The sequence below is a fragment of the Mucilaginibacter sp. genome (assembly GCF_041660805.1).
Classification (GTDB): Bacteria; Bacteroidota; Bacteroidia; order Sphingobacteriales; family Sphingobacteriaceae; genus Mucilaginibacter.
This window is the reverse complement of record NZ_JBAZVP010000004.1, coordinates 112,887-136,507: the sequence shown is the minus strand read 5'-3', so window position 1 is coordinate 136,507 and position 23,621 is coordinate 112,887. Positions and strand designations below refer to the sequence as shown.

Annotated in this window: 20 protein-coding genes; 6 read left to right on the top strand and 14 right to left on the bottom strand. The window is 43.7% G+C overall.

Annotated elements, in window-relative coordinates; all coding sequences use genetic code 11:
* Positions 1–133 precede the first annotated feature (133 nt).
* The 8 genes from WC743_RS07780 to WC743_RS07745 all read right to left on the bottom strand — a co-directional run bounded on the left by WC743_RS07780 (position 134) and on the right by WC743_RS07745 (position 6,884).
* The gene (locus WC743_RS07780) at positions 134–814 is read right to left on the bottom strand and encodes a conjugal transfer protein TraI (protein ID WP_373011335.1); all 681 of its coding nucleotides are present in this window, start codon (positions 812–814) and stop codon (positions 134–136) included.
* 144 nt (positions 815–958) lie between these two features.
* A complete protein-coding gene (locus tag WC743_RS07775) occupies positions 959–1,330 on the bottom strand; it encodes a hypothetical protein (protein WP_373011334.1) in 372 nt (123 codons plus the stop codon).
* Between the two features lie 51 nt (positions 1,331–1,381).
* Positions 1,382–3,844 carry a TraG family conjugative transposon ATPase gene (locus tag WC743_RS07770; protein ID WP_373011333.1) on the bottom strand — a complete coding sequence of 821 codons (2,463 nt, stop codon included), beginning with the start codon at positions 3,842–3,844 and terminating at the stop codon, positions 1,382–1,384.
* Between the two features lies 1 nt (position 3,845).
* Entirely contained in the window at positions 3,846–4,163 is a 318-nt protein-coding gene (locus tag WC743_RS07765; protein ID WP_373011332.1) for a DUF4133 domain-containing protein, read from the bottom strand.
* Between the two features lie 12 nt (positions 4,164–4,175).
* The gene (locus tag WC743_RS07760; protein WP_373011566.1) at positions 4,176–4,454 is read right to left on the bottom strand and encodes a DUF4134 domain-containing protein; all 279 of its coding nucleotides are present in this window, start codon (positions 4,452–4,454) and stop codon (positions 4,176–4,178) included.
* Between the two features lie 127 nt (positions 4,455–4,581).
* A complete protein-coding gene (locus WC743_RS07755) occupies positions 4,582–5,175 on the bottom strand; it encodes a hypothetical protein (protein ID WP_373011331.1) in 594 nt (197 codons plus the stop codon).
* A gap of 112 nt (positions 5,176–5,287) precedes the next feature.
* On the bottom strand, positions 5,288–6,172 hold the full coding sequence (locus tag WC743_RS07750; RefSeq protein WP_373011330.1) for an RteC domain-containing protein: 885 nt from the start codon (positions 6,170–6,172) through the stop codon (positions 5,288–5,290).
* Positions 6,173–6,572: 400 nt separating this feature from the next.
* Positions 6,573–6,884: a helix-turn-helix transcriptional regulator gene (locus WC743_RS07745; protein WP_373011329.1), complete on the bottom strand. Its 312-nt coding sequence runs from the start codon at positions 6,882–6,884 to the stop codon at positions 6,573–6,575.
* Positions 6,885–7,354: 470 nt separating this feature from the next.
* Between WC743_RS07745 and WC743_RS07740 the strand changes: the two genes are divergently transcribed.
* The 5 genes from WC743_RS07740 (at position 7,355) to WC743_RS07720 (ending at position 15,619) form a co-directional block, all read left to right on the top strand.
* On the top strand, positions 7,355–7,954 hold the full coding sequence (locus WC743_RS07740; RefSeq protein ID WP_373011328.1) for an RNA polymerase sigma factor: 600 nt from the start codon (positions 7,355–7,357) through the stop codon (positions 7,952–7,954).
* 91 nt (positions 7,955–8,045) lie between these two features.
* The gene (locus WC743_RS07735; protein ID WP_373011327.1) at positions 8,046–9,095 is read left to right on the top strand and encodes a FecR family protein; all 1,050 of its coding nucleotides are present in this window, start codon (positions 8,046–8,048) and stop codon (positions 9,093–9,095) included.
* A gap of 202 nt (positions 9,096–9,297) precedes the next feature.
* Positions 9,298–12,834: a SusC/RagA family TonB-linked outer membrane protein gene (locus WC743_RS07730; RefSeq protein ID WP_373011324.1), complete on the top strand. Its 3,537-nt coding sequence runs from the start codon at positions 9,298–9,300 to the stop codon at positions 12,832–12,834.
* 13 nt (positions 12,835–12,847) lie between these two features.
* On the top strand, positions 12,848–14,242 hold the full coding sequence (locus WC743_RS07725; RefSeq protein WP_373011323.1) for a RagB/SusD family nutrient uptake outer membrane protein: 1,395 nt from the start codon (positions 12,848–12,850) through the stop codon (positions 14,240–14,242).
* 33 nt (positions 14,243–14,275) lie between these two features.
* Positions 14,276–15,619 (top strand): redoxin family protein, encoded by a 1,344-nt coding sequence (locus tag WC743_RS07720; RefSeq protein WP_373011322.1) that lies wholly within the window; start codon positions 14,276–14,278, stop codon positions 15,617–15,619.
* A 43-nt stretch (positions 15,620–15,662) separates the two neighbouring features.
* Here WC743_RS07720 and WC743_RS07715 read toward each other — a convergent pair whose 3' ends face one another.
* The 5 genes from WC743_RS07715 to WC743_RS07695 all read right to left on the bottom strand — a co-directional run bounded on the left by WC743_RS07715 (position 15,663) and on the right by WC743_RS07695 (position 19,166).
* A complete protein-coding gene (locus WC743_RS07715) occupies positions 15,663–15,968 on the bottom strand; it encodes a hypothetical protein (RefSeq protein WP_373011320.1) in 306 nt (101 codons plus the stop codon).
* Positions 15,965–16,420 (bottom strand): MauE/DoxX family redox-associated membrane protein, encoded by a 456-nt coding sequence (locus WC743_RS07710; protein WP_373011318.1) that lies wholly within the window; start codon positions 16,418–16,420, stop codon positions 15,965–15,967. Before WC743_RS07710 ends, WC743_RS07715 begins: the two co-directional genes overlap by 4 nt.
* A 506-nt stretch (positions 16,421–16,926) precedes the next feature.
* The gene (locus WC743_RS07705; RefSeq protein WP_373011316.1) at positions 16,927–17,538 is read right to left on the bottom strand and encodes a Crp/Fnr family transcriptional regulator; all 612 of its coding nucleotides are present in this window, start codon (positions 17,536–17,538) and stop codon (positions 16,927–16,929) included.
* A 115-nt stretch (positions 17,539–17,653) separates the two neighbouring features.
* Positions 17,654–18,580, bottom strand: coding sequence for a response regulator transcription factor (locus tag WC743_RS07700; RefSeq protein WP_373011315.1), 927 nt, complete (start codon positions 18,578–18,580; stop codon positions 17,654–17,656).
* A 4-nt stretch (positions 18,581–18,584) separates the two neighbouring features.
* On the bottom strand, positions 18,585–19,166 hold the full coding sequence (locus tag WC743_RS07695) for a GNAT family N-acetyltransferase (protein ID WP_373011314.1): 582 nt from the start codon (positions 19,164–19,166) through the stop codon (positions 18,585–18,587).
* A 287-nt stretch (positions 19,167–19,453) separates the two neighbouring features.
* Between WC743_RS07695 and WC743_RS07690 the strand changes: the two genes are divergently transcribed.
* Positions 19,454–22,306, top strand: coding sequence for a thiopeptide-type bacteriocin biosynthesis protein (locus WC743_RS07690; protein WP_373011313.1), 2,853 nt, complete (start codon positions 19,454–19,456; stop codon positions 22,304–22,306).
* On the opposite strand, the gene WC743_RS07685 is transcribed toward WC743_RS07690, so the two are convergent.
* On the bottom strand, positions 22,194–23,354 hold the full coding sequence (locus WC743_RS07685; RefSeq protein ID WP_373011312.1) for a sensor histidine kinase: 1,161 nt from the start codon (positions 23,352–23,354) through the stop codon (positions 22,194–22,196). The two genes, WC743_RS07690 and WC743_RS07685, sit on opposite strands and share 113 nt — an antisense overlap.
* Positions 23,355–23,621: the final 267 nt, after the last annotated feature.

Below are 23,621 nucleotides of genomic sequence, written 5' to 3'. Positions count from 1 at the left end.
CAGCGTTTCCTTCTGGTTAAACCATTCGCCAAACGTCTGGGCTTCGCTTCGCTCCGCAGAGCCAAGAAGCAAGAGACTGGAACCAAGACAAAAGATCAAAAGACCTTTCAATTTTCGCCATTGACCTTTTAGCTTATTCGATTCCATAATAGCGTTTTAAAGTTTCTACCTCGTTTGCATCTTTGGCCCGCTGGATACTGAGCACATAATTCTGGTTATTGAATTGCTTCAGGTCGCTGCAATTGGTATCCACCCGGTCGGCGGCCTTATTAACCAGTTCCAGCCGTTTGGCATCGTTCATCTGCGTTTTAAAGGAATTGATGACCACTAAAATTTCATCCAGATTTTTGACGCTTTCCTGTAAAATGCCAGAATAGACCGAAGCCATATACTTCAGCTCATCGGCGGAGAAATGCTTATCTGATCTTAGCAGGCCCCAGGCGTGGTTGTATTGGCTGACCAAAGCAGCCTGCTTTTCGGTCATGTCCTTAATGCGCTCGTAGTAGGCGATCACGGATTTGACCTGCCACAACTCATTGTAATAGCCGCTGTACAGATTCTTTTGCTTTTGCGACCAGTCTGAAATTTCGTTAAGCTTTAGCTTGGATAGCTGGTTTTCCAGCGCCTTTTGCGCATTCTGCAGCCAGATCGTTTTATTCTGCATCCGCTGTACTTCCAGGTCGATGGCCCGGATCACCCGGCCAACCGTTTCCTGCAATACCTGGCTGACCACGATCTGCGCGTCTGCATCTTTGGGTATGGACACAAAGATCGTAACCGCAGACATTGGTAAAATGACCATATACTTTTTCATAATGTCTTTGATTATTCGTGTTATCATTGTTTTATTGGTGCTCATAAGTTCGTTAATGCCCGGTTTTTGACACAAAAACCTCCTTTACAGTGTCATTGACAGTGCTTAATGCTTATTGGTGAATGGTTTTGTTAACTGATCCGCCTATAACTTCCAGTAGGTATTGCTGCCGATAAAAAGCTTGTTCTGATCGGGCTGGAAGATGAGCGTCGTCTCATTTTGCATCAGTTGCATAACCTGTTTAACCGGGTCCCAATTGCCAGTTAAATGCTTTATGTTATGCTTAGCCGGGTATAACTTACCGTCACCGATCCTGCGGTAACCGGTTTTGCGTGTGATCAGATAAATATAATCCGTGTTCACGGCTTTGGTGATGACCAACGTGTCATTCGCCACGCTGAACTCGCTTTGCGACTGGTTCACATAAGTACCGGGTATGAAATCGCTGCCGCTGTTACTCTTGCAGGCTGCCACCAGTAAAATGGCGCCCACCATCAGTTTAAATGTTGCTTTCATAGTTTTAATTGTTATTTCATTTTTATTCGGTAGTTTTTGTTGTTAAAGCCCTCATGATTTGTTGCGCAGTTCCGTTGCCAGAACCGCGATGCCTTTCCGGATGCTGCCATATTTCTTAGCGTACTGCTGCACTTTTACCTTTTCGCTTTCTTCGGTCGTATAGGCCAAGTATTCCTCCAGGCTGACCTCTGTACGGTAGACTTTAGAGAGTTGCCCCAGCGATATGAATACTTCCTTGTATTTGCGTTTGGGATCATTGGCCCTGTTCATGGAAAGGATCAATGCCTTTTCCTTTTCGGTAAGGCCCAATAGTTCCTGTATCGCATCGAACTTGTTCTGGTACTTAGATTGGTCAAGCAGTATCTTGCAGTCGCTGTTATTGATGATCGCTTGTTTCACCACGGGGCTGCTGATAATATCCTCAACTTCTTGAGTAACCACTATTGCCTCGCCAAAGAACTTTCTGACCGTCTTAAACAGGTACTTGATGTATTCGGCCATGCCATCTTTGGCGATGGCTTTCCAGCATTCCTCAATCAGCAAAACTTTTCTAATGCCTTTCAGCTTGCGCATTTTGCTGATGAACATTTCCATCAAAACCAGCGTAACGACCGGGAATAAAATGGGGTGGTCCTTGATATTATCCAGTTCTATGACAATAAAGGGCTGGTTCAGCAGGTCAAGGTTCTCGCTGGCATTCAGCAGGTAGTCAAATTCGCCACCCCGGTAATAAGGATTGAGGACATATAGGAAATTACCGATGTCAAAATCTTTTTCCTTGACCTTGCCATCTTCCAACACCTGCATATATTCTTCCATCAGGTATTCATAAAATGTATTAAAGCAGGGAAACAGATCGGGCCGATTGGTCAATTGATCAAAGTACCCGGTTAAGGCATTGGATAGAGCCACATACTCGCTGCGCTTAAAGCTTTCATCATCTTTTTTCCAAAGGGCAAGCAGCAACGTTTTGATACTCTCCTTCTTTTCGGTATCCAGCACATCGCCCTCTGATAAATAGAAAGGATTGAATTTGATCGGGTCGTTTTCAGAATAGGTAAAATAATAGCCGTCCACCAGGTCACATAAACCCTTATAGCTATGGCCCACATCCACCAATACCACATGCGCGCCCTGTTCGTAATAACTGCGGATCATGTGATTGGTAAAAAATGATTTACCCGAACCGCTTGGCCCTAAGATGAATTTGTTACGGTTGGTGGTATAACCCAACCTCATCGGCTCATCGGATATATCCACATGGACAGGATTGCCGGTCAGCCGGTCGCCCATCCGCATTCCGAACGGGCTGATGCTATTACGATAATTGGCTTCGAGATTAAAAAAGCAGGCAGCCTGTTCAATGAAAGTATCAAACGTATCATTCATGGGGAAATCGGCCTCATTGCCAGGCATCCCGGCGAACCAGATTTGCGCTGCGCCGTCGGTTTCCTGCCTGGCTGTGGCATCCATTTGCGCCATTGCGGAGGATACCAGGTTTTTCAGATCCATGATCTTGTTTTCATTATCTGACCAGGCGAGTACGTTCACATGTGCTTTGATGGGTAAGCGTTGTTGCCCGATAGCCTCATTTAAAAAATCGTTAACGGCGTCACGGCTGATCGCGTTTTCCCTTGAATAACCGGATAGCGACTGTAACCTTAGCTTTTTAGCTTCCAGGCTTTTGATGGTCTGTTGCCCGTCTTCAATAAAAATATACTGGTTTAGAATGTGATTGCAGGGTAAAAGCTGGCCCAAAGGCGAGGCGAAGCCGATACTGAATTTGGTACGGTCGGTGCTGTACCTGTCATAATTGATACGGCTGCCGCAAAGCGCAGGCAGATCTTCTGCATCGGCCAGAGTATACAGTTCACAATGATTTTTTCCAACCCTGATCCCGTCTTTGATGTGAATGTCCTGTAGCACCGGCCTTTGCCCAGGAGTACCTAAAAAGCAGTAGTGCTCGATAATACCGGCCTGCTTTGCTGTTCCGGCCAGTTCATCATCGTTCAGACGGCTTAGCGTCACAAATCCGCTGTCCTTCAATATTCTCGCGAATTGCCCGGCACTGTCCAAAAAATCCTTAACCAAAACCGGGTTAATGGTTTGTTGCGGTACAATACTCTTGCGCAGGATATTGCTGTAAGCGGAACTGCCCAATTTCCGGTCTTTCGGCTTTTGGGACAGAAAGATATAGCAATGGTGCTCCAGGTATTCCCGCTCATTAAAGAACTGTTCGCTGGAACGGGAGAGGAAACTTTTACCGGCCTTTTCAAAATCAGCTTTAAAGCCGTCTTCGGTGAACCAGTCCTGCTTGTGAAAAATACTGCCTTGCGGTAATAAGCGGATCGCCTTCACCCAGGCCTGGTGGTAAGCTTCATAATCCCGGTCAGACAGCGTAAAGATTTCCGGCAGGGTCACTTTGTAGGCGATGCTAATGTCACCATACGCGGACAGGATCGTGCCATTTTCGACTTTGGTTAAGGGCAATATTTTTTCGATGTCTATTCCCATGTTATGCTTGCTTCAGATTGATGAATAATTTCCTCGACCGGAATTTGAGGTATACCGGCAATTGTTTTTTGGCCAGGTATTTAGCCAGCCCGTGCTCACCAAAGCGGTGGCTTAAGCGGAATACGCCTATAAATAAAGCGGTTCCTGTTCCGAATATGACGGGCAGTATGATCCACAAGCTTAGTCCGCAGATATATAATACCGCGAAACCGATCAGCAAAACCACTAACCCTACGGCCAGGTAAGCGATGTATTGCGCTTTTAACCCCTTGAAAATTATCGGTTTCGATACGCCTTTATTGATGTGATATACGCTCATGACCTAATCGATTTAAAGTCCGAAAAATGATTTGAGTACTGTAGCGACAACGACTAAGAACACGCAGGAACCGAACCAGGCGGCAGCTACCTTGTTGGTGTCCGGTTCCCCGGCGTTCCACTTATTGAAAACTTTAATGGCGCCTATGATCCCGACAACCGCACCAATGGCATACATCAGGTTACAGCCGGAATCGAAATATCCTTTAACCTGGGTAGTGGCTGAATTGATACCAGAGTTGCCGTCCTGACCGAAGCAATAATTGATCGTTACCAATAAGGCCGCGAACATTAAGGTTTTGAGCAGGGCCTGTTGTTTTGGCGTATAGGGAATATGGCTTATGAAAAGGGATTTCACTGATTTGATTTTAGATTTCACAGATTTTAACATGATTGAAAGCGTTTTTGCGATTAATAAATTAGTTCCACAAATTGTCGAGTTCTTCATCTGATATCGGGAAAAGCAGATTGTCCCGGATGAAGTCGTTTAGCGCCTGCTGGCTGGATGTGCCTTTGATATCCGGATATTTCGAGCTAACGAGGCCAAATAGGGAAATAAAATCCTGTTTGTTGCCTTGCTCTGTTTCCAGGATATGAAAGATACTTTTCAATTCCTCCAGCACATCAGGTACTACGCTTTGCTGTCGCTGTCGCCCTTCGTCAGTGTTCTCGTTTTCAAAATGCTCGTTCCGGTTTTTCCCGTCGCTCTGCTGGCGCTCTTCTTCATCACCTGCCGGTGGAGCGAAACTAAACTGCGCCATGCTTAACCTTGACATACCTTCGGGCAATGCAGGTTTGCCCATCAGGTCTTCTTCCTCCGTTGAAAACTCCTCACCCCAATCTTCGTCCCAGGCATGCGCCAAAGGTTCCGCTGGTCTGTCCGGCTTAGGCTTGCCGCTTAGAAATTCCTTTACCTGCTTCCTGTAAAAAAGCAGGATAATGGCCCCGTACCAAATCAGGCTGAGGATCAGCGCAGCCACTAAAAACTGCTGCCAGGTGAAATGCTGTAACATAATATTTCGCTTTAGCCCTGCCGCTCCATTACGGCAGGATTTACAAAGGCAAAGTTTGTCATGTCAGCAATTTTTGGCTCGCAAGGCTTTCGGTACATGCGAACGATTTATTTTAATTGCCTGATTTATAGTTTGTTTTCCGGGGTTTTTTCAATGCCAGGTCATCGTCAACACGCTTGTGAATAGATTCCCGCATCTGTTCGATGTAACGGGTAGGGCTGGTTGATTTCCTATTCCTGATGTCCAGAAAATCACGGTATGTCCTGGACAGGTCGATCTGCAAATGCCTTTCCATAAAGCGGATGATCACCGAAATATCGGCATTGCCATTATTGAGCTGCCCTGTAAAATACAGCCCGTAGATCACCTCGACGAGGTTGATCTTGTCACCGGTCCATTTCAGTTCCGGCGTTACTTTTTCCTCAGAAGGCATGTTGCTTAGTGATGGGTCTAGCTTTGCAAGTGCTTTAAGTAAATAGTCCTGTAGAAGTTCATAGGCCATGATTTTAGAAAACAGGTAATCGCAACTGGTTGAAAATTCAGGATCAGGTTCCGGTACTTCCGGTATCAGCACGCTTTGCACCTCCACACCCCGGACAAAATACAGTTCGTCAAGTTCGGTCGCACCTAAGCGGTAATACTGGTAATGGAAATAAATGTGCTGAAAAAAGCGCTGCACCGATTTCAGTTCGTCCCTGTAAAAGTTCTTCAGTGTTTGAGCGTCCCCGGCAGGGATGCTCATTTCAATATTATACTTTTCCAGGTAATAGATCCGCAGGGAGTAAAAGAGCGGTTTAATGTGTTTGAAAAAATGGACCTGCTCAGCCTTATGTTTAAAGGGATTTTGTTTGATATGATCCTTTAATTCTTTCAGGGCCGAACGGATGGTTTTTAAGATGGCGGCCAGTATTTTAAAGGGATCGGTTTCCTCTGCGCTGATTTTTGCGATCTCACCCTTAAGCTGTATTAACAGCTTTTCACTAAATTTCACTAACATAAAAAATAGGTTAAATGATTCCTGCTGTCTGCCGGTTATCCGGCTACCCCAACCATACAGGAGATGCGTAGAGATTTTGCCATAATGATCTGTTTAAATGGATTAAAAACAGGGCTAAATTACAGGATGGTTAAGCGGCGGTAAATACTCAAATCAGGGATTTGGTATTCCTAAAAAGGGGTAATTTTCATGACAATGGAGCCTAAATCAAGCTATATCGCCGAAAGAGCAAGATATACGACTGATCCAGCTTACAGATTTGATAATTAAATAAGGGTCAAAACATTAAGGATAATGTTTAAGTTACTTTGTTCTTTTAGCCTTCACTGTTTTATTAGAAACATTGGCTTCATGCAGGGAGATGACCTTTTTCTGGGTTTCGATAATTTCTATTAGTCTTTCAGCTTTTCGACTGCGGTTTCTGAATCTTTTTATTTGCAATAATTTTATCTGATTTCTTCTTTTCCAAATAATCCTGTAATACAGAATTGCCTGTTTCATTTTTCCAATTAGTTGGTTCAATTAACCTTGTTATATCAATTCGGCAAATTTTTGCAATATTATAAAGATCAGCAAGTTTCGGTTGATTCACGTTTCTACACCATCTTGAAACGGTGTCTTTAGAAACTTTTAAAATCTCTGCTAAATCAAGCTGATCTAAATTGAGCTCATCCAGTACAATACTTACTCTATTTAATCTCGGTTTTTCCATTCTCTTTATCTCTGAAACAAATATATAAAGATGGAAATAATTGAAAATCAGCTATTTATATACAATTAATGTATATAAATAGACATTAATTGTATATAAATATTGTATTGTTAGCTACTTTTATTTAAATTTGATAAAAGCAATTATTATCTATTTATAAGAAGTAATTGTATAATATAAGATTATTTTTGCGATGTCTATATAATTATTCATCGTTTACGAGCCTCGCCCGATAAATCTGGTAAATTTTCCCCGCGAGTGTAAGTAAAGCGCTGTACCCTGTATATTGCGATAGGGTCGGCGCTTGCTTATTCTTTTGTGGGAATCCATCCTGTTAAGTTAGGATGGATAGGCTTTACCAGAGCCTTTCGGCATTAGAATCTGTAAGCTACCGGCCCTATTGCATTTTGTCAATATGGCCCTTCGTTTCTAAAAGCTCGTTATTGAATTCCAATAAACAGAGCAGTACGATGGCTTCAGATAACGAAAATTTAAAACTTCTAATCCAACAACTTCGAACTGGAAGTGAAAATGCGTTTACGGCACTATACGATAAGTATAGCACGCAGCTTTACAGAAATATCCTCCGATTAGTCAAAGATGATGACATCGCGCAGGAATTATTGCAAGACCTGTTCTTGAAAATTTGGGAAAGCAGACAAAATATCAAACTGGAAGGGTCATTCAAGTCATTCCTATATAAAGTAGCTGAAAACCTTGTTTATACCCATTTCCGCAAAATCGCCAAGGACAATCGCCTTATTGCCAAATTGATTATATCCTACGATGATTTTGAAACTAACGTAGAAGAAACTATTATATCGCGGGAAAATCACGCTCTTTTAAGAAAAGCCATTGAGAACCTTTCCCCCCAAAGAAAGCAGATCTATGTCTTATGCAAGTTGGAAGGTAAAAGTTACGAGGAAGTGAGTAACGAATTAGGAATTTCGACATCTACCGTCAGAAATCAGATCGTCAAAGCCAATAAATCTATCAAGCAATTTTTCACCCTAAACCAGGAAATGGTTATAGTCCTTCTGGCCTCACAAATTCTCAGACACTTGAAATAATTTACTGAGTGTAAATGTCTGCCTTTAATAAAAAAATCCTAATCAATAGACCATTATTCATTTTACTCCATGATAGGGTAAAAAGAACGACTTGAACAACCAATTACCCATAGCAGACCTTTTTGTAAGGTATCTTGAAAACAACTGTACTGCCGATGAGGTCCGGCAGTTGTTGAAGTACTTTGACAGTGGCGAAAACGAAGAAGTACTCAGGGCGCTTATACAGGCCGAATTAGGATTTACAGACCAAAGCAAAGAAACCACAAAGAGAACCGAAGCCGCCATCGCAAAGGTAAGATCAATTATACTTCAGGAAATAAGGGGCAACCAGGAACAAGAGCCGCAGTATACTAAGCCAGCTAAATCATTCATTATGAATACCTGGTTAAAAGCTTGTGCAGCCTTGCTGATATTTGGATGTTCAGCCCTTGTGTACTGGCATATTGGCCAAAAAGCATATCAAAAGCAACAGCTAAAACAAGCCGTTACCCAACCTGGGAAGCGCAAACTACTTCAACTATTTGATGGCACAAAAATATGGCTTTGTCCCTCCAGTTCGCTACAATATCCGGATCAGTTAACAGGTAATTATCGCGAGGTAAAACTGGAAGGCGAAGCTTTTTTTGAAGTAGCAAAAGATAAGGTACACCCTTTTATTATTCATAGCGGCAGGATGCAAACCCAGGTTGTCGGCACCTCGTTTAATATCCAGGCTTACAAAAAGCAGGATAAATTAAGTGTGACCGTTGTTACCGGCATAGTAAAAGTTACCGGCACCACGGCATCTGGATCGTCACCAGCGCAAGTTATGCTTAAACCCAACCAGAGGGCCTTATTTAATCCAAAAACAGGATCGCTAACAGGAGAGAACTACCCGGATGCACAACAAATGCTGAAAAGGAAGGATGGCATTTTAACCTATAACGGGACACCTATACAAAAAGTAATAGCGGACTTTCGCCTGTTTTATAACCTACCCATTGAATTAGAAAACAATGCAACCGGTTGCCTATGTTACGGTGAGTTTAATACCAACAGACCGGTAAATATTGTACTCGAACAACTGGCTGCGGCAATAATTGGGAAAGTGATCTTCGAAAAGGATAGGTACATATTGAAAGGAGGATGTGATGAACGATGACAGCTTAGGAATTAACCGATAAGCGGATCAGCCCGAAAAGCGGGCTGAACTACCTTGAATTTTTTAACAAAAACGACACTGCAATGAAGACAAAAAATTGCTTTACGGCCATGCTCTTGCCCATTCCGAACAGTTTTGACCAGCCAAGCCCTAATGCGCTGCTTAATCTAATTTATTCTTTAACCCCCAATTAAATAACACTATGCCAAAACGTTTACGAACCCTAAGAAAGACCAGGCTGCTCATGATGTGGTTTCCTGTACTCTGCGGTATTCTTTCTTTTACCGTTGCGCAAGCCGAATCCCAGGGCCTGGAAAAAAAGATCAGTATCAGCATTGAGAAAAAAACGCTGAAGGAAGCCCTTGACCAGATCGCCGCCACAGCTTCCGTGGCGATCATTTACAGCAATTCAAAGGAACTGATCAACAGCAGGGTCAGCTTGCACGTTAAAAACGAACCCCTAAAACAGGTGCTGGACAAATTACTGACGCCCTATCCCTTAGCCTACAAACTGATCGACGATAAAATTGTGATCGTTTATGACGGCTCAAAACTGAACCGCGCAGTTCCCGAAAAAGTTAAGCCATCGCCGCACCCGGTAAAAGGAAAGGTAACCGATCATAACGGTTCACCGCTTCAGGGCGCTACTGTCAGGATCAAAGACGAAAAGGCACTAACCATTACCGATGAAAGAGGTGAATTTGCATTTGTTGACGTTCCTTCTAATGCCGTTTTACAGGTTTCCTTTATCGGCTATAAAACCCGGGAACTCAAAATAACAACCGATCACGATTATCTCACTATTGTTTTAGAAGAAGATAAATCCAGCCTGAATACCGTGAGCATTGTTTCAACCGGCTATCAGACCTTACCCAAAGAAAGAGCGACCGGCTCTTTTGCACAACCCGTCAAGGAAATGTATGATGCCAGGGTATCGACCGACGTGATCACCCGGTTAAACGGCATTACAAGCGGTTTACTTTTTAACGGCAATACGACAGCAACGCAAAACGGGCAGCTTGATATCAATATCCGTGGCCGGAGCACCATTTTTGCGAACGACCAGCCTTTGATCGTCATCGACAATTTTCCCTATAGTGGTGATATCAATAACATTAACCCGAATGACGTACAGAGTATCACCGTTTTAAAGGATGCTGCCGCGGCGTCCATCTGGGGCGTGAGAGCCGGTAACGGGGTCATTGTCATCACCACCAAAAAAGGGAAGTTAAACAGGTCCTTGCAAGTCTCCCTGAACTCCAATATTACGGTCGGCCAAAAACCTGACTTGAAATATAACCCAAGCTACATGGGCACATCCGACTATATCGATGTAGAACAATACCTGTTTAAAAATGGCAGGTACGACAATGATCTGAACAATACCACGACCTATCCCTTCATTTCCCCCGTTGTCGAGATTCTGAACCAGGAAAGATCTGGCACCCTTTCAACTTCCGATGCACAAGCCCGAATCAATGCATTGCGAAATAAGAGCCTGTTAAATGACGTATCGAAGTACCTCTATCAAAACTCCGTAAAGCAGCAATACGCGTTAAGCCTGAACGGAGGCGATGATAAAACATCCTACTACCTTTCTGCCGGATACGACAAAAACCTGCAAAGTCAAAAGGATAATGATTTTAGCCGGATGACACTCAATTCCAATCTTACTTTCAGGCCCCTTAAAAATCTGGAGGCCGGAACGACACTGAATTATATTCAATCCGTCACGAATTCCGACAATACGGCTTCCAATACACTTTCAGGTACTATTTACCCCTATGCCCAATTAGCCGATAACAATGGTACCCCCTTAAACATTACCCACCTGTACGGGGTCGGCTTTGTGCAGTCGGCCCCGTCTCTCGGCTATCAGGACTGGACTTATGCCCCGCTAAAAGAACTGGGCTTAGCCGGGATAACCACTAAAGGCAATGATATCAGAATATCCCCCAACATTAAATACAGCATTATTGACGGCCTGAGCATCGAAGCCAAATATCAATATGAACAGTATACTACCAATTACCGGAACTATCAAAGCCAGCAAACCTTTTATACCAGGAATGTCATTAACCAGTATTCGGTCATTGATAATACAGGTGCAGTCACTGGCTACAATATTCCTTTGGGCGGCATTCTCAATGAATCCCTGACAACTGTAAAAGCATACAATATCCGTGGCCAGATCAGCTATTCAAAGGTATGGGCCAAAAGCGCCGTTAATGCCATCGCCGGGATCGAACAAAACCAAACGAAAACAGACGGCACCGTTAATTCAACGCTGTATGGCTACGATAACAATACCGGCACCTACGCCAATGTCAATTACGTAGATTACTACCTCCTGAATCCCCAATTGGCTTTTGCTACCATCCCCAATAGTGCAAATATCACCGGCTTGCTGGATCGTGTCCGTTCCTATTTTGCCAATGCCTCCTATACCTACAATAATAAATATACGCTGTCGGCAAGCGGGCGTACCGACGGTTCCAATTATTTCGGGGTAGCCACCAACTTAAAATCGGTGCCCTTATGGTCTGTCGGCGGTAAATGGGACATCAGCAGGGAAAGTTTTTACCATTTAGGATGGCTGCCGGAACTGAAGTTACGGGCTACTTATGGTTACAATGGCAATTTGAACCGGAACATTACTGGCATTACAACCTTCCTTTATAATTCAAGTGTGAGCACCTATACCAATCTTCCGCAGGCATCCATATCCAATATCGGTAACCCGGAATTAAGATGGGAGAAAACAGCGATTGCCAATTTCGGTGCCGATTTCGGATTGAAAAATAATGTGATCACCGGAAGCCTTGAGTTTTATATCAAGAATGGCGTTGACATTATCGGTAATGAGTCGGTAGCCCCGAGCGTTGGCGCAACAACGTTTACGGGGAACTTCGCCCATATCAAAGGCAATGGCCTGGATGTTCAGTTGGCCAGCAAAAATATAGATCAGCAATTCAAATGGTTCAGCACTTTTTTAGTCAGCCATACAATTGATAAAGTGACCAGGTATACCGCCCCGGTTATACCTTCGGCGTTAACCACCGCTGACGGAGCCAGTGGAAATATTTATCCTGTGGTAGATAAACCGGTTTATGGCATCTGGAGCTATCGCTGGGCGGGATTAGATCCCGCAACCGGTGACCCGCAGGGATATCTGAACGGAACGGTCAGTAAGGATTATGCATCATTGATCAACCCCGCATCGGCTAACGATATGGTGTACAGCGGCCCTGCCAGGCCGACCTGGTTTGGCGGATTAAACAACCGCTTTACTTATAAGGGCTTCGAACTGTCGGCCAATATCAGTTATAAGCTGGGATATTACTTCAGACGAAGCGCCCTTAATTATTCAAGTCTGTATAATAACTGGCTTGGCGGCAACCGGGAATTTGCCGCGAGGTGGCAAGCGCCGGGTGACGAAAAACACACCAACGTGCCGTCCATTGTTTACCCGGCAGATCAAACCCGAGATGGCTTTTATCAATATTCCCAGGCAACAGTTGAGAAAGGTGACCATATCCGCCTACAGGATATCAGCCTGGGTTACAGCTTTGATAAACTCCGATTTAAAGGCTTGCCCTTCAATAGCCTGCAAGTCTATGCCTATGCCAACAATTTAGGGATTTTATGGCGGGCCAATAAACTGAAGCTTGACCCGGATTACCCCACAGGCACGCCTTCGCCAAAGACGATCTCCATTGGTTTAAAAACGAATTTTTAACGGACAATTAATCATGAAAACGCGATATAATCTATCAAAAAGAATAAGCGCAATCCTGCTGCTGCTCATTGCCATGCTGGTATTTTCCTGTAAAAAGGAATGGCTTGATGCCAAACCGAATTTAGCATTGGTCGTTCCTTCAACGGTCAAAGACTACCAGGCTATTCTGGATAATAATACCGGCACAACGCTGTTCAATAATAACCAGCCCGCTTTAAGCGAAGTTGGCGCAGGTGATCTTTATTTACTTTATCCGACATGGCAGGCATTGGATAATACCCAGGAACGGAATGCCTATTTATGGAACCCGGATATCTATGCCGGGGAGACAGCTTATGACTGGAACGACACCTATAACAGAATACTCAATGAAAACATTGTGCTGGATGGTATTGCCAAAGTTCCTTCCGATCAGACCAGTATCGCCGACTGGAACAATGTAAAAGGAACCGCATTATTTTACCGGGCCTACGATTTCTGGAGCTTGGCCCAGGAATTTGCGAAGGCTTATGACCCGAATACCGCTTCCTCGGATTTAGGAATACCCATACGCACCAATCCTGACATTAACGTTAAATCCGTTAGGGCAACAGTGCAGCAAACCTATGACCTGATCGTTAATGACCTCTTGCTGGCGAAAACACTTTTGCCCGATGCAGCCTTATTCCCTACACGGCCCGGTAAGGCAGCCGTTTACGGTATGTTAAGCCGGGCTTATATGTCAATGAGTAGCTATGACAAAGCATTTTTATATGCGGATTCCTGCCTGCAATTGTCCAGCCAATTATTGAATTATAATTCATTGTCGACGACTTCCTCTAAACCCATTGCACGATTTAACAAAGAAGTGATTTATCACCATACCCTTGAATATTACTCCGCATTCACCAATGGTTCGCCCAACCTGATTGTTGACTCCGTATTGTATAATTCCTATTCTGCAAACGACCTGCGGAAAAGGATCTTTTTTAAGGATGTGTCCGGGTTCAAAACGCGCAAGGCATCCTACGGCGGCGCCAGCATCCCTTTCGGCGGCATCGCCACAGATGAAATCTACCTGATCCGGGCTGAATGTTACGCCCGTAAAAACGATATGGCCTCAGCGATGAAGGATTTAAATACCTTGCTTTTTACCAGATGGCTGACCGGCACCTTTGTCCCATACACAGCCGCAAACAGTACCGACGCACTGTTACAGATCCTGGCCGAGCGCCGAAAGGAACTTGTATACCGAGGGCTTAGATGGTCTGACCTGAAGCGGCTGAACAAAGACACCCAAACGGCAGTCACGCTTACCCGTACCCTGAACAGCAAAAGTTACAGTTTAGCGCCCAACAGCAATTTATATGTATTTCCGATTCCTCCTGCGGAGGTCCAGTTAAGCGGCTTACCTCAAAACCCACGATAGTATCCAATCAAATCCAATTGAAATAATTATATCATGAAAAAAATATTCCCCGTTCTGCTTCTTATCATTTTAACCGGTTTCCAAACCCATGCGCAAACCAAACCTTTAAACATTGGAGACCAGGTTCCCGATGTTACGATTGCCCAGGTACTGAATTACAAAACGTCTTCGCTTAAGTTATTGGATTTCAAAGGGAAACTTTTAATAATAGATTTCTGGGCGACCTGGTGCAGCCCATGCGTGGCCATGATGCCTAAAACCGATTCCCTGCAAAAACAATTCAACGGGCGCGTGCAATTCCTGCCTGTCAGCAAGGAAGGCAAAAATCTTGTAGAAGGATTTCTGGCAAAAATGAATAAAGAGAAGCATATAACAATAGCATCGGCCTGCAATGACACGCTTTTAAATTCCTTATTCGTTCACCATTATTTACCCTATTATGTCTGGATCGATCCAAATGGAAAGATTATCGCCACCACTGAAGCAAAGGAAGTAAATGAAAAAAACATCCGGAATGCTTTAAACGGAGATGCTGGTAAAATCAAAAAGGTAACAGGAACAAAATTAAGCGAGTTAGACCCTAAAATGCCACTTTTTGTGGCCGGTTTTCCTATAATAGAAAATGCAAAAGATAGTTTGACCAGGCTAAATCCGGTTAATGACACCGATATCTTGTATCAATCGATAGTCAGCAGATATAACCCCCATTTACGGGCTGTCTTGCGTTTTGACTCCACGCATTTTTATACCGTCAATGCCCCGATAATCAACCTATACCGGTTGTGTTTCGCTCTCTCGTCCGGGAAATTGCCGACATTTTTCTGGAGTAAAAGCAGGTGTAAGGTCGAAATAAAGGATACCGTCCTATATAATAAAATTACCTCCGATCTTGTCGGAGATGCTTTCGGCGAATGGTTAAAAACAAACGGCTATAATTATGAACTGATCTGGAAAAGTGCGAAGAAATGGAAGGACAAATATGATCTGTTAAACCAGGATTTGGATCGCTACTTTGGCAAGCCTTTAAAAATCGACGTACATCTGGAAAAAAGACTTGTTCCAGCGGATATTTTAGTGATGGATAAAGTGGATAAAGTGAAAACAAACGGCGGGACCCCTTTCGAAAGGCATGATGCTTATTCATTTCAGATGCAGAATATGCCCCTAAGTCGCTTCATCACGCAGTTGGAAAGCTATTTCTGGCAATTTTCCGAGCGGCCAATTATCGACGAAACGAATTTTAAAGGCAATGTCGATATTCAAATTAATTGCAAGATGGCCGATATTGATGCGGTAAACAAGGAACTGGCTAAGTACAACCTGAAATTTGTTGACGGCGAAAGAAAAGCGGATGTTCTGGTAATAACAGATAAGTAAATTACCGGGGCAATTCACAACAGTAAATTGCCCCGGGTAAACATTATTGGCCCTGATAGTTGCCAGGCGTAATAGTGCCTTCTACGGCATTTGAAGCAGGGTTAGCACCTTCTGCGGGAGCCACAGATTGTGTCCAGACCGCTTTACAGTTATTTACAGATTGTGTACAGTCGTCCGGATCGGCCCTGAATATATAATCCGTCCTTAAATTAGAGGCGGAATGAGCCGGATGAACGAAGGTATAAGATGCAAATCCGCTCTTTGTGTTTTTTGCATTTGTAAATGCACTGGTTCCAATCGCCAAAGCGCCTACTATAAGGCCAAAGGCTATTTGTTTTAAGTTTTTCATTTTTTATGTTTTTTGAAGATATATTTTGAATTGATGAGCCGGAGGGCAAAAATGGCCAGTAATATAAATGCGAGATTGAACCATAAATGCTGTGTCCAGCTTAATTTTTCGATGGCGCCGCCGCAGTGACAGGGAAGTTTTTCCTCCCAGATCAATGCGCTGATGATATATCCGGTAAACAAGGTCATCAGGCTTATAAAAGCATAAAGGCCCCATTTGGCAGTCTGCGGAATGAGTATGAAAACAGACGCCAGGATTTCAGCGAAAGGCACCAGCCAGGAAATATACATAGCCGCGCCATGCACGAAATGCACTCTTGTCAGGCCCCTTAAAAAGCGGTCGTGATCAACGATTTTGGCGTATGCCGTATATAGGAATAAAAATAGGCAGACCAAGCGAATGCCGGTAATTACCCTTTCCCTAACAGGCTCCGAAAACTGAAATGCTTCCATTTTTAAGATCATACTTTCCATGATGTATCATTTGGTCCATCGGTTTTGATTGCTCAATGCCTCTTATAAGGCTATTTGAGTTAGCTTCTTTGGTGAGCGTCCCAGGCAAAATTACCTGCTACAGATCCTTTTGCTCTTTTTGTAATAACTGCCTGGAGCCACCCGGAAACAACGCAAATTTTCGGTCGTGAATAATTTGGTTTTTAGTTCTATAGGATATGGGTGTGTGAGCCGATAATAATACTGCGCTAAATGCGAAATATTGCAAACAGGAACTTATGCAGTTAACCATGACGCGAATGATGAGTGTCGCGATAACAACAAACATTGCCGGTTCCAGGGTGATCCCATGTATTATAGATGATAAGTTTTTCATCGGTAAAAATGTAACCTAAAGGTACAGGTGAACATTTTTAAAAGCGGAAAGCTTAAGTTCAGAAGTTACTTACCCTATATTCAGAAATGAGTTACCAAATGATAAGATTTATCCCGCCATCAGGGTGCCATTAAGGGTGCCCGTTCAATTTGATCAAGCGGCTAAGGGACTGCGGTGTAATGCCGAGATAAGAGGAGATGATCTCTTTGGATATTTTTTGTTCTATTTGGGGTTGCTTCCGAAGCAAGGCAAGGTATCTTTCCCAGGCCGAAAGACTGATCAGGTCGCGTGTCCTTTGGGAATGGTAGGCTATATATTGAAGCATCAGGCAACGGCTAAATACTTCGGTGTAGGGAAACGCCTTAAATATTTCAGACAAATGCTGGCCGGAAAGAAACAATAATGTGCTTTCCGGCATAACCTCGATGCTCAATTCGGATGGCTGTTTATTGAAAAAACTATTGGGCTCCGTGATAAAGGAATGTTCATCCCATAGACTTACCGTATACTGCGTGTTTTTCTCCATATCATAGTAATATCCCCTGACCAAACCATTTTCCACGTAATAGATATAATCAGCGGCCTGGCCCGCACTTAATAAGAGCTGGCGGTGAGCATGGTAGCTATAGCCAACCCGTGATTCCATAAATTGAGTAAGCGAACGGCGGTTTTCCGCCAATCTCAATTCCAATGGCAAGGGGCCCAGCCCCCAAAGCACATCGTATAAACTGTGTGGCACCATAAACTTAAAAATAAAGGCAAAACTACCAGGCTATCCGGGAGGCGTAAATACCCCGAAAGGGGATTTGACATTACTAAATAGTGGTATATTTAATGACAAAAGTGGTTTAAGCCGGTCAATGATGAGGGTTTTGCAATTTGTGGATCAAAGCAGACCGATTTTTTACGTTTGTTTTCCGGAAGATATTTTGGATATGTTTTTTGATGGTTTCTTCGGAGACAAACATTTTCTCTGCGGCCTCTTTATTGCGTAAACCTGTGTACAGCATCCTGACGATCAGAATTTCAGTCCTGGTCAACCCGAAATGCAGGCAATTGGCCTGAAATAATTCAGTGTGAGTCCTTGCCATATTTGCACGGCGCTGCCGCTCATAATCCAGCCTTGCCTGGTGCGCTGATTTCCAGAAATAGATGACCGTAATAATGATGAACCCGGTATTCGTACAAAGCACCTCAACCAGCTGGCTTTCTTCAACCAGGCCAAAGAGGGTCATCGCCAGCCAGGGCGTGACTGTGCAATACATGGCGATCTCTTCGAGATATTTGTTCCTGTCGCGGCTTTCCTGGTATTTCCGGTATATGGCCCGGAAAATAACCCATAACAAGATAATGGCATAGATAAACGGCACGATCATGCCATATTTAATGTCCACATCTAAATTGCCATTTACTGCATATACAATTACAAAAAATACCAGGTAGGGTGACATGAGGAACAGTGGTACGCCGAATAGGGCGTGCCAGCGTAGCGATCTCAGATCAAACGCCTTATAAAAATAGAAAGGGAAATAGGAAGCGAGCAGGAAACCCGTGCCATAGGCGATCATTTCCTGTACCGGCACCGGTATTTGAATTTTGGGATCAGGGAATAGGCCGCCCGTGATATTATACAGGAGGTAGAGGATCAGCAGGGTCATGAACCATCCGCTGTACTTATCCTGGGGTAGGTAGAAGTACCTGGCTGCCTGGAAGATCAGCATGCAAAATTCAAGCGCAATGAAAATAAAGGTGACGATATGGATTTGGGTTCCGAAGACAAGCATGATATCATTGTTTATCTGGTTCCCGTTTCAGGAAATACAAGGTATACCCGAGATCCAGCCGCCCATAAACCTGAAACCCCAGGTTTTCATACCAGGGCAGATTTTTTAGCGTGGATGTTTCCAGGTATATGGGGAGGTCATTCCTGTTTGCATTTGCGATAACATCTTTCATTAATTTGCTTCCCGTACCCCGGTGCTGATGTTCCGGGTCAACGCCGATAAACCAGAGGTAAGCCTTTTCTTCTTTGGGCTGGAGTTTTTTGACCAGTGCTTCCCGGCTTAGCGTTTTCCGGATGCCGCTTAACCCGATGGCCCTGACGATCAGTTTGACGTCAAGCCATATCGCAAACAGCGACATGTGTTTTTTATGCGGGTACAATACCAACGCACATGCCTTCCTGTCATCAGATAGCCAGGCTTCGCCAAAATGCTGGCATAGTTCAAAGGAATAATCCATTAAGGTGCGGATGCGCTGTGTCTTTTTCTTATCCTGCCGGACGATAAAGTTCACACTTTGATTGTCCACAAAGGACCGGCTTAGCACATCCAGTGCCAGTTCCTTATCGGCTGATTCTGCTTTGATCATAAAATAAGTAGATGTATAAAATATCCGCAGCCCACTAATTGCTCTCCCTGATATACCCGCTTTATAGCGTATAAAACTTTGAAATCCGAGATAGCGCAATGCCCTGACTTCGAAAGATAAAAATAAAACAGCTTCTGTTAAAGGCATCAGGATTGTATCCCGAATTTTGACCGCTCTGTCCCGAAAATCCACCATTGTATAAAAAACGAAGAGAAAAAAAACGGGGAAGCTATTCATTTGATCAGAAAACAAAAGAAAACCAGGCAAGGCCTGATCATTGATCAAACATGAAGCTGAACATATTGGACATTATTCTTTGCCGGACACCTGCATTTAGCCTCGAAGACGATTTGGGCGAAAGGTGGCAGGACTTAAAGTTACTGATCAGGGACGCTTCTCCTTCTTTTTACCAGGTCATTGCAGATTTAACAGCAGAAGAATTAAAAGCTGCCGATAAAAAAATAAGCTTTTCGATCTGGAAATATTTTAACAGGGGTAAGTATAGGGCAACGCCATACGGTGGTTTTGCCGCTTTTACCCTGGTGCCATTTTTAAAAGAAAACGGCTCGTCAATCTTGCTGAACCGCGACATGATATGCCATCAATTTACGGATTGGAAACAAAAGGATACCCATTTGGCTGGTATGCCTGCGCTTGCGGAAAAATCAGCCTGGTTTCAAACTAATTCCTCTGTTTATGCATTTGGAAAGGAATGCCGTTATATCCGTGTAAAAAACGGATGTTTTGAGATCGCTTCGGTTAATAGCTTTCCGCAGCTCAACGCCATCTTAAAACTTTGCCGCGAAGAGGCCGCCAAAGAAGAAATATATGGCTTAATGGCAACGGGATTTGGGATGAAAAGGCAGGAGGTTACCAGGCTGCTTGAACAAATGTTATCTCTTCAATTGCTATTAAGTGAACAATGTCCGAACATTACCGGTGAAGATTATTTCAGGAGGATAGGCATTGAAGACTTAAGGTCAGCAAGCCCTTATATCATATCAGAACGAGAATTAATATCCGGTGGGGTTAATAACGGGAACCTACAAAACATTCCTGGCATGATCGGCTTTTTAGCAAAGTATTTACCGGATACGGCAAACAGCACATTAACCACTTTTCGTGACGCATTTCTAAAAAAATTTGAATACAGGACAATACCCCTTGCTATTGCTATGGACCCGGAAATTGGCATAGGTTACGGAGACCTGGCACAAACTCCGGCAGGTCAGGAAATCCCAGATATTTTAGGGGAATTAGATCAAAATAAACAACCCGGTGTGCATATTCCTTATACAGCCTTGCACCGGTTTTTATTGGATAAATTTATGAGGGGCGGCATCATCCGGCTGGAGGAATTTGAAGATCATACGGCTAAATCCGTTACGCCATTGCCTAATACCCTAAGTGTCATGCTCCATTTCTGGAATGGGCAACCTGTAATTGAAAACGTGGGCGGCTGCACGGCAAATGCCTTGCCGGGCCGTTTTACTCTGGCCAGTCCCAACCTGGAGGAATTTGGCCGGAAGATCGTATCCATAGAAGAACAAGCGAACCCGGATGTGCTTTTTTTCGATATTGCTTACCAGGCTGAGGCATCGGTTGATAATGTGAACCGCAGAAAACGACTCTATAAATATGAGTTGCCTGTTTTAACCTGGTCATGCGATCTTTCTCCGCTAACCTTTGATGACATACTGGTTTCAGTCCGGGGTTCAGAAATTATTTTATGGTCAAAAAAACATCAAAGACGAATGGTTCCGCGGATTCCCTCGGCTTACAATTATGTACGTTCCGACCTGGCCGTATATCGTTTCCTTTGCGACCTGCAACATCAGCAGGTTAAATCTGACCTGAACTTTAAAATGCCTTATTTCTTTCCTGATCTGAGTTTCTATCCCCGCGTTGTTTATAAGGACGCGATCATTTCACCCGCGATGTGGCGATTGCCGCAGGATCTTTTGATAACTGGAAAATCCGGTAACGAAGAAGAAAGAAAGGCAAAGTTGCTTGGCTGGCTGCATGAGAAAAATATCGATTCCCCATTTAAAACCGGGCATGCTGACCAAACCTTATGCTTTGATCCAGTTGTTAGCGTGGATTTAGAGGCGTTTTTACGATATTGTAATCAAAATACCCGTAAGGAAATTTACATCTCTGAGGCCTTAATATCAAACGATGACAGGGTACAGGATCATAGCGGTAAAAAATATGAGGCACAATTCATTGCCAGCTATAGCCATGAAAGCTTGGTATATAAACCTTATGAATTTGCAAATCCACATGAGGACAAAGAACAGCCGAACGGTCACACCATTTTTCCTGGTGGGGAGTGGCTGTACTTTGAGATTTATTGTCATCCGGCCAGGACAGACCAGATCCTCCGTAACCCTGTCTCCCTTTTTTTAAAGGAAATCAGAAAACAAATCAGGAAATGGTTCTTTATCCGGTATGATGACCCTAAACCGCATATCCGGCTAAGACTTCGTTTGAAAGAGCCGTCTGAAGCTTACCAGATCATCGGAAGGTTGAAATCATTGCTGGAGCCTGATTGTACAAAAAGCCTGATCTCTGATATTCAAATTAAAACCTATTATCGGGAAACCGAACGTTATGGGGTCAATCGCATGGAATTGGTTGAACAACTATTCTTTGCAGACAGTAAATATGTTTTGGATATGCTCGGCGGGAAAATAGCCGCAGACCAGTTTTATGCAACAACCCTGGTCATTATGCAAAGGCTGATCGCATTTGCCTTACCGGATATCATGGATCAGGTCAGTTTCGTTAAAAACATGGCCGGTCATTTCAGTAAGGAAGTTGCCATGACACCCGAAAATTTTAAAAAGCTTAACCAGAATTTCCGAGAGCTCAAAGGCAATTCAAACCTTGATATCAATTCCCCGGCCGTTAGGCTGCCTGCCGGGTTGGAAAAGGTATTTGTCGCGGTTTTTAGCACTTGTAACAGTCAGGAAGAATGTCAAAAACTACTTGCCGACCTGCTCCATATGCACATCAATCGCCTGTTTAACTCGGATCAGCGTAGCCGGGAAGGGATTCTGTACCATTATCTTTTAAAGATACTGCTGGCCCGTCATGCGCTTTCAGTAGTTCCATTGGAATTGCCAGATGCAATTTGAAATGATGGGCCTCATCCGTATAATAATCAAGCTTAGCTTCATTGCCGTAAGCATACCGCAATCTTTTTTCGATATTGATCAGGCCGGTGCGGCTTCCCGGCTTTGGCCATTGATGATCGCCCAGGTTATCGGTTTCAATATGAAAGACACCGTTCTCCGTATAGATGCTCACCGACGCCTCATTTCCCGGTTGGTCGAGACTGCCATGCTTAAAGATATTTTCTACCAGTGTTAAGAGCACCAGCGGAATTAAATAAAGCTCCCGCGCTTCTTCTTCATAGTACAACCGGAATGCCAGTTCATAATTTTTCCGCATCTGGTTTAAATACAGCAGGTTTTCCACTTGGTCTATTTCCTCGCCAAAACAGATAAAGTCACCCATTTTGTCAGAATCTATTGCAAAGCGCATCATTTCGGATAGTTTAATGACGGCATCGGCGGCGACCGGCGATGTCGCATCTATGTTGTGGTATATAAAATCCAGTGTATTAAAAAGAAGATGCGGGTTGATCTGCGCCTTTAAAAAGGCATTCTGGGCCTTGGTCAGTTCCTGCTCAGATTTCTGACGATAGATAATGTCTTTTAAGCGCTGCTTTTCGAGTTCATTGGTCTTTTTTTTCTCTTTAATATAGGTCATCAGGAAATAATAGCCGGTCGCGAACCCTAAAAAATAGATGGCCCTGTAAAGCATTTTCAAATTATACAAATAAGAAAGGCGGAAACCCTTTTGATAGGCTACAATATGGGCCGCCATTAATGCTTTGTCTATCCAATAAGAAATAACAATATATACGGCGATCTCAAACGCCAAGATCAGCGGCAGCCTCCAGAACGCTGCCCGTTTATCCTTTAAGGACCAGGGCAGGAAGAGCCCGGCGTGTGTGTAAAAAAGGATAAAAATAGTTGTATAGTGAACGGCGTAAGTCAGCGGATGACCGAATTTGCCGGAAACCAGGCCGATAACGACAGATTCATACAGGATAAACAGCGCCCATATCAAGATGTGCAATCTGTATTTTCTCAGCCAATTCTCAATTATCCGTTTCATGAAAAAAACCTCTTACGAGTAGAAAAGCTACCGTTCTGAATAACATCATTTTGTAACACTGGTTTTCACCATAAGTTTCATAAAAAAAAGATCATGAAACACCAGCATTTTAAAATTACAGACGCTACACTTTTTGTGTACAGATCAAAAACAAATTCAAAACCCCTTGCGGACACGGACCCGACCGATCCGACCACAACCATGGTCACCCTCACGAAAACCGGCATTTTCCAGGCCGGGCGTCCGAAGTGAGGATACCTAAAGAGA

What these genes read in the sequence shown, in the direction of transcription:
- WC743_RS07710 (WP_373011318.1), bottom strand. Translation starts at nt 16,420, where the DNA reads ATGGAAGCATTTCAGTTTTCGGAGCCTGTTAGGGAAAGGGTAATTACC.
- WC743_RS07715 (WP_373011320.1), bottom strand. Translation starts at nt 15,968, where the DNA reads ATGAAAAACTTAAAACAAATAGCCTTTGGCCTTATAGTAGGCGCTTTG.
- WC743_RS07755 (WP_373011331.1), bottom strand. Translation starts at nt 5,175, where the DNA reads ATGTTACAGCATTTCACCTGGCAGCAGTTTTTAGTGGCTGCGCTGATC.
- WC743_RS07690 (WP_373011313.1), top strand. Translation starts at nt 19,454, where the DNA reads ATGAAGCTGAACATATTGGACATTATTCTTTGCCGGACACCTGCATTT.
- WC743_RS07775 (WP_373011334.1), bottom strand. Translation starts at nt 1,330, where the DNA reads ATGAAAGCAACATTTAAACTGATGGTGGGCGCCATTTTACTGGTGGCA.
- WC743_RS07700 (WP_373011315.1), bottom strand. Translation starts at nt 18,580, where the DNA reads ATGCTTGTCTTCGGAACCCAAATCCATATCGTCACCTTTATTTTCATT.
- WC743_RS07750 (WP_373011330.1), bottom strand. Translation starts at nt 6,172, where the DNA reads ATGTTAGTGAAATTTAGTGAAAAGCTGTTAATACAGCTTAAGGGTGAG.
- WC743_RS07705 (WP_373011316.1), bottom strand. Translation starts at nt 17,538, where the DNA reads ATGGTGCCACACAGTTTATACGATGTGCTTTGGGGGCTGGGCCCCTTG.
- WC743_RS07685 (WP_373011312.1), bottom strand. Translation starts at nt 23,354, where the DNA reads ATGAAACGGATAATTGAGAATTGGCTGAGAAAATACAGATTGCACATC.
- WC743_RS07730 (WP_373011324.1), top strand. Translation starts at nt 9,298, where the DNA reads ATGCCAAAACGTTTACGAACCCTAAGAAAGACCAGGCTGCTCATGATG.
- WC743_RS07770 (WP_373011333.1), bottom strand. Translation starts at nt 3,844, where the DNA reads ATGGGAATAGACATCGAAAAAATATTGCCCTTAACCAAAGTCGAAAAT.
- WC743_RS07760 (WP_373011566.1), bottom strand. Translation starts at nt 4,454, where the DNA reads ATGTTCGCGGCCTTATTGGTAACGATCAATTATTGCTTCGGTCAGGAC.
- WC743_RS07745 (WP_373011329.1), bottom strand. Translation starts at nt 6,884, where the DNA reads ATGGAAAAACCGAGATTAAATAGAGTAAGTATTGTACTGGATGAGCTC.
- WC743_RS07720 (WP_373011322.1), top strand. Translation starts at nt 14,276, where the DNA reads ATGAAAAAAATATTCCCCGTTCTGCTTCTTATCATTTTAACCGGTTTC.
- WC743_RS07740 (WP_373011328.1), top strand. Translation starts at nt 7,355, where the DNA reads ATGGCTTCAGATAACGAAAATTTAAAACTTCTAATCCAACAACTTCGA.
- WC743_RS07725 (WP_373011323.1), top strand. Translation starts at nt 12,848, where the DNA reads ATGAAAACGCGATATAATCTATCAAAAAGAATAAGCGCAATCCTGCTG.
- WC743_RS07695 (WP_373011314.1), bottom strand. Translation starts at nt 19,166, where the DNA reads ATGATCAAAGCAGAATCAGCCGATAAGGAACTGGCACTGGATGTGCTA.
- WC743_RS07765 (WP_373011332.1), bottom strand. Translation starts at nt 4,163, where the DNA reads ATGAGCGTATATCACATCAATAAAGGCGTATCGAAACCGATAATTTTC.
- WC743_RS07780 (WP_373011335.1), bottom strand. Translation starts at nt 814, where the DNA reads ATGAAAAAGTATATGGTCATTTTACCAATGTCTGCGGTTACGATCTTT.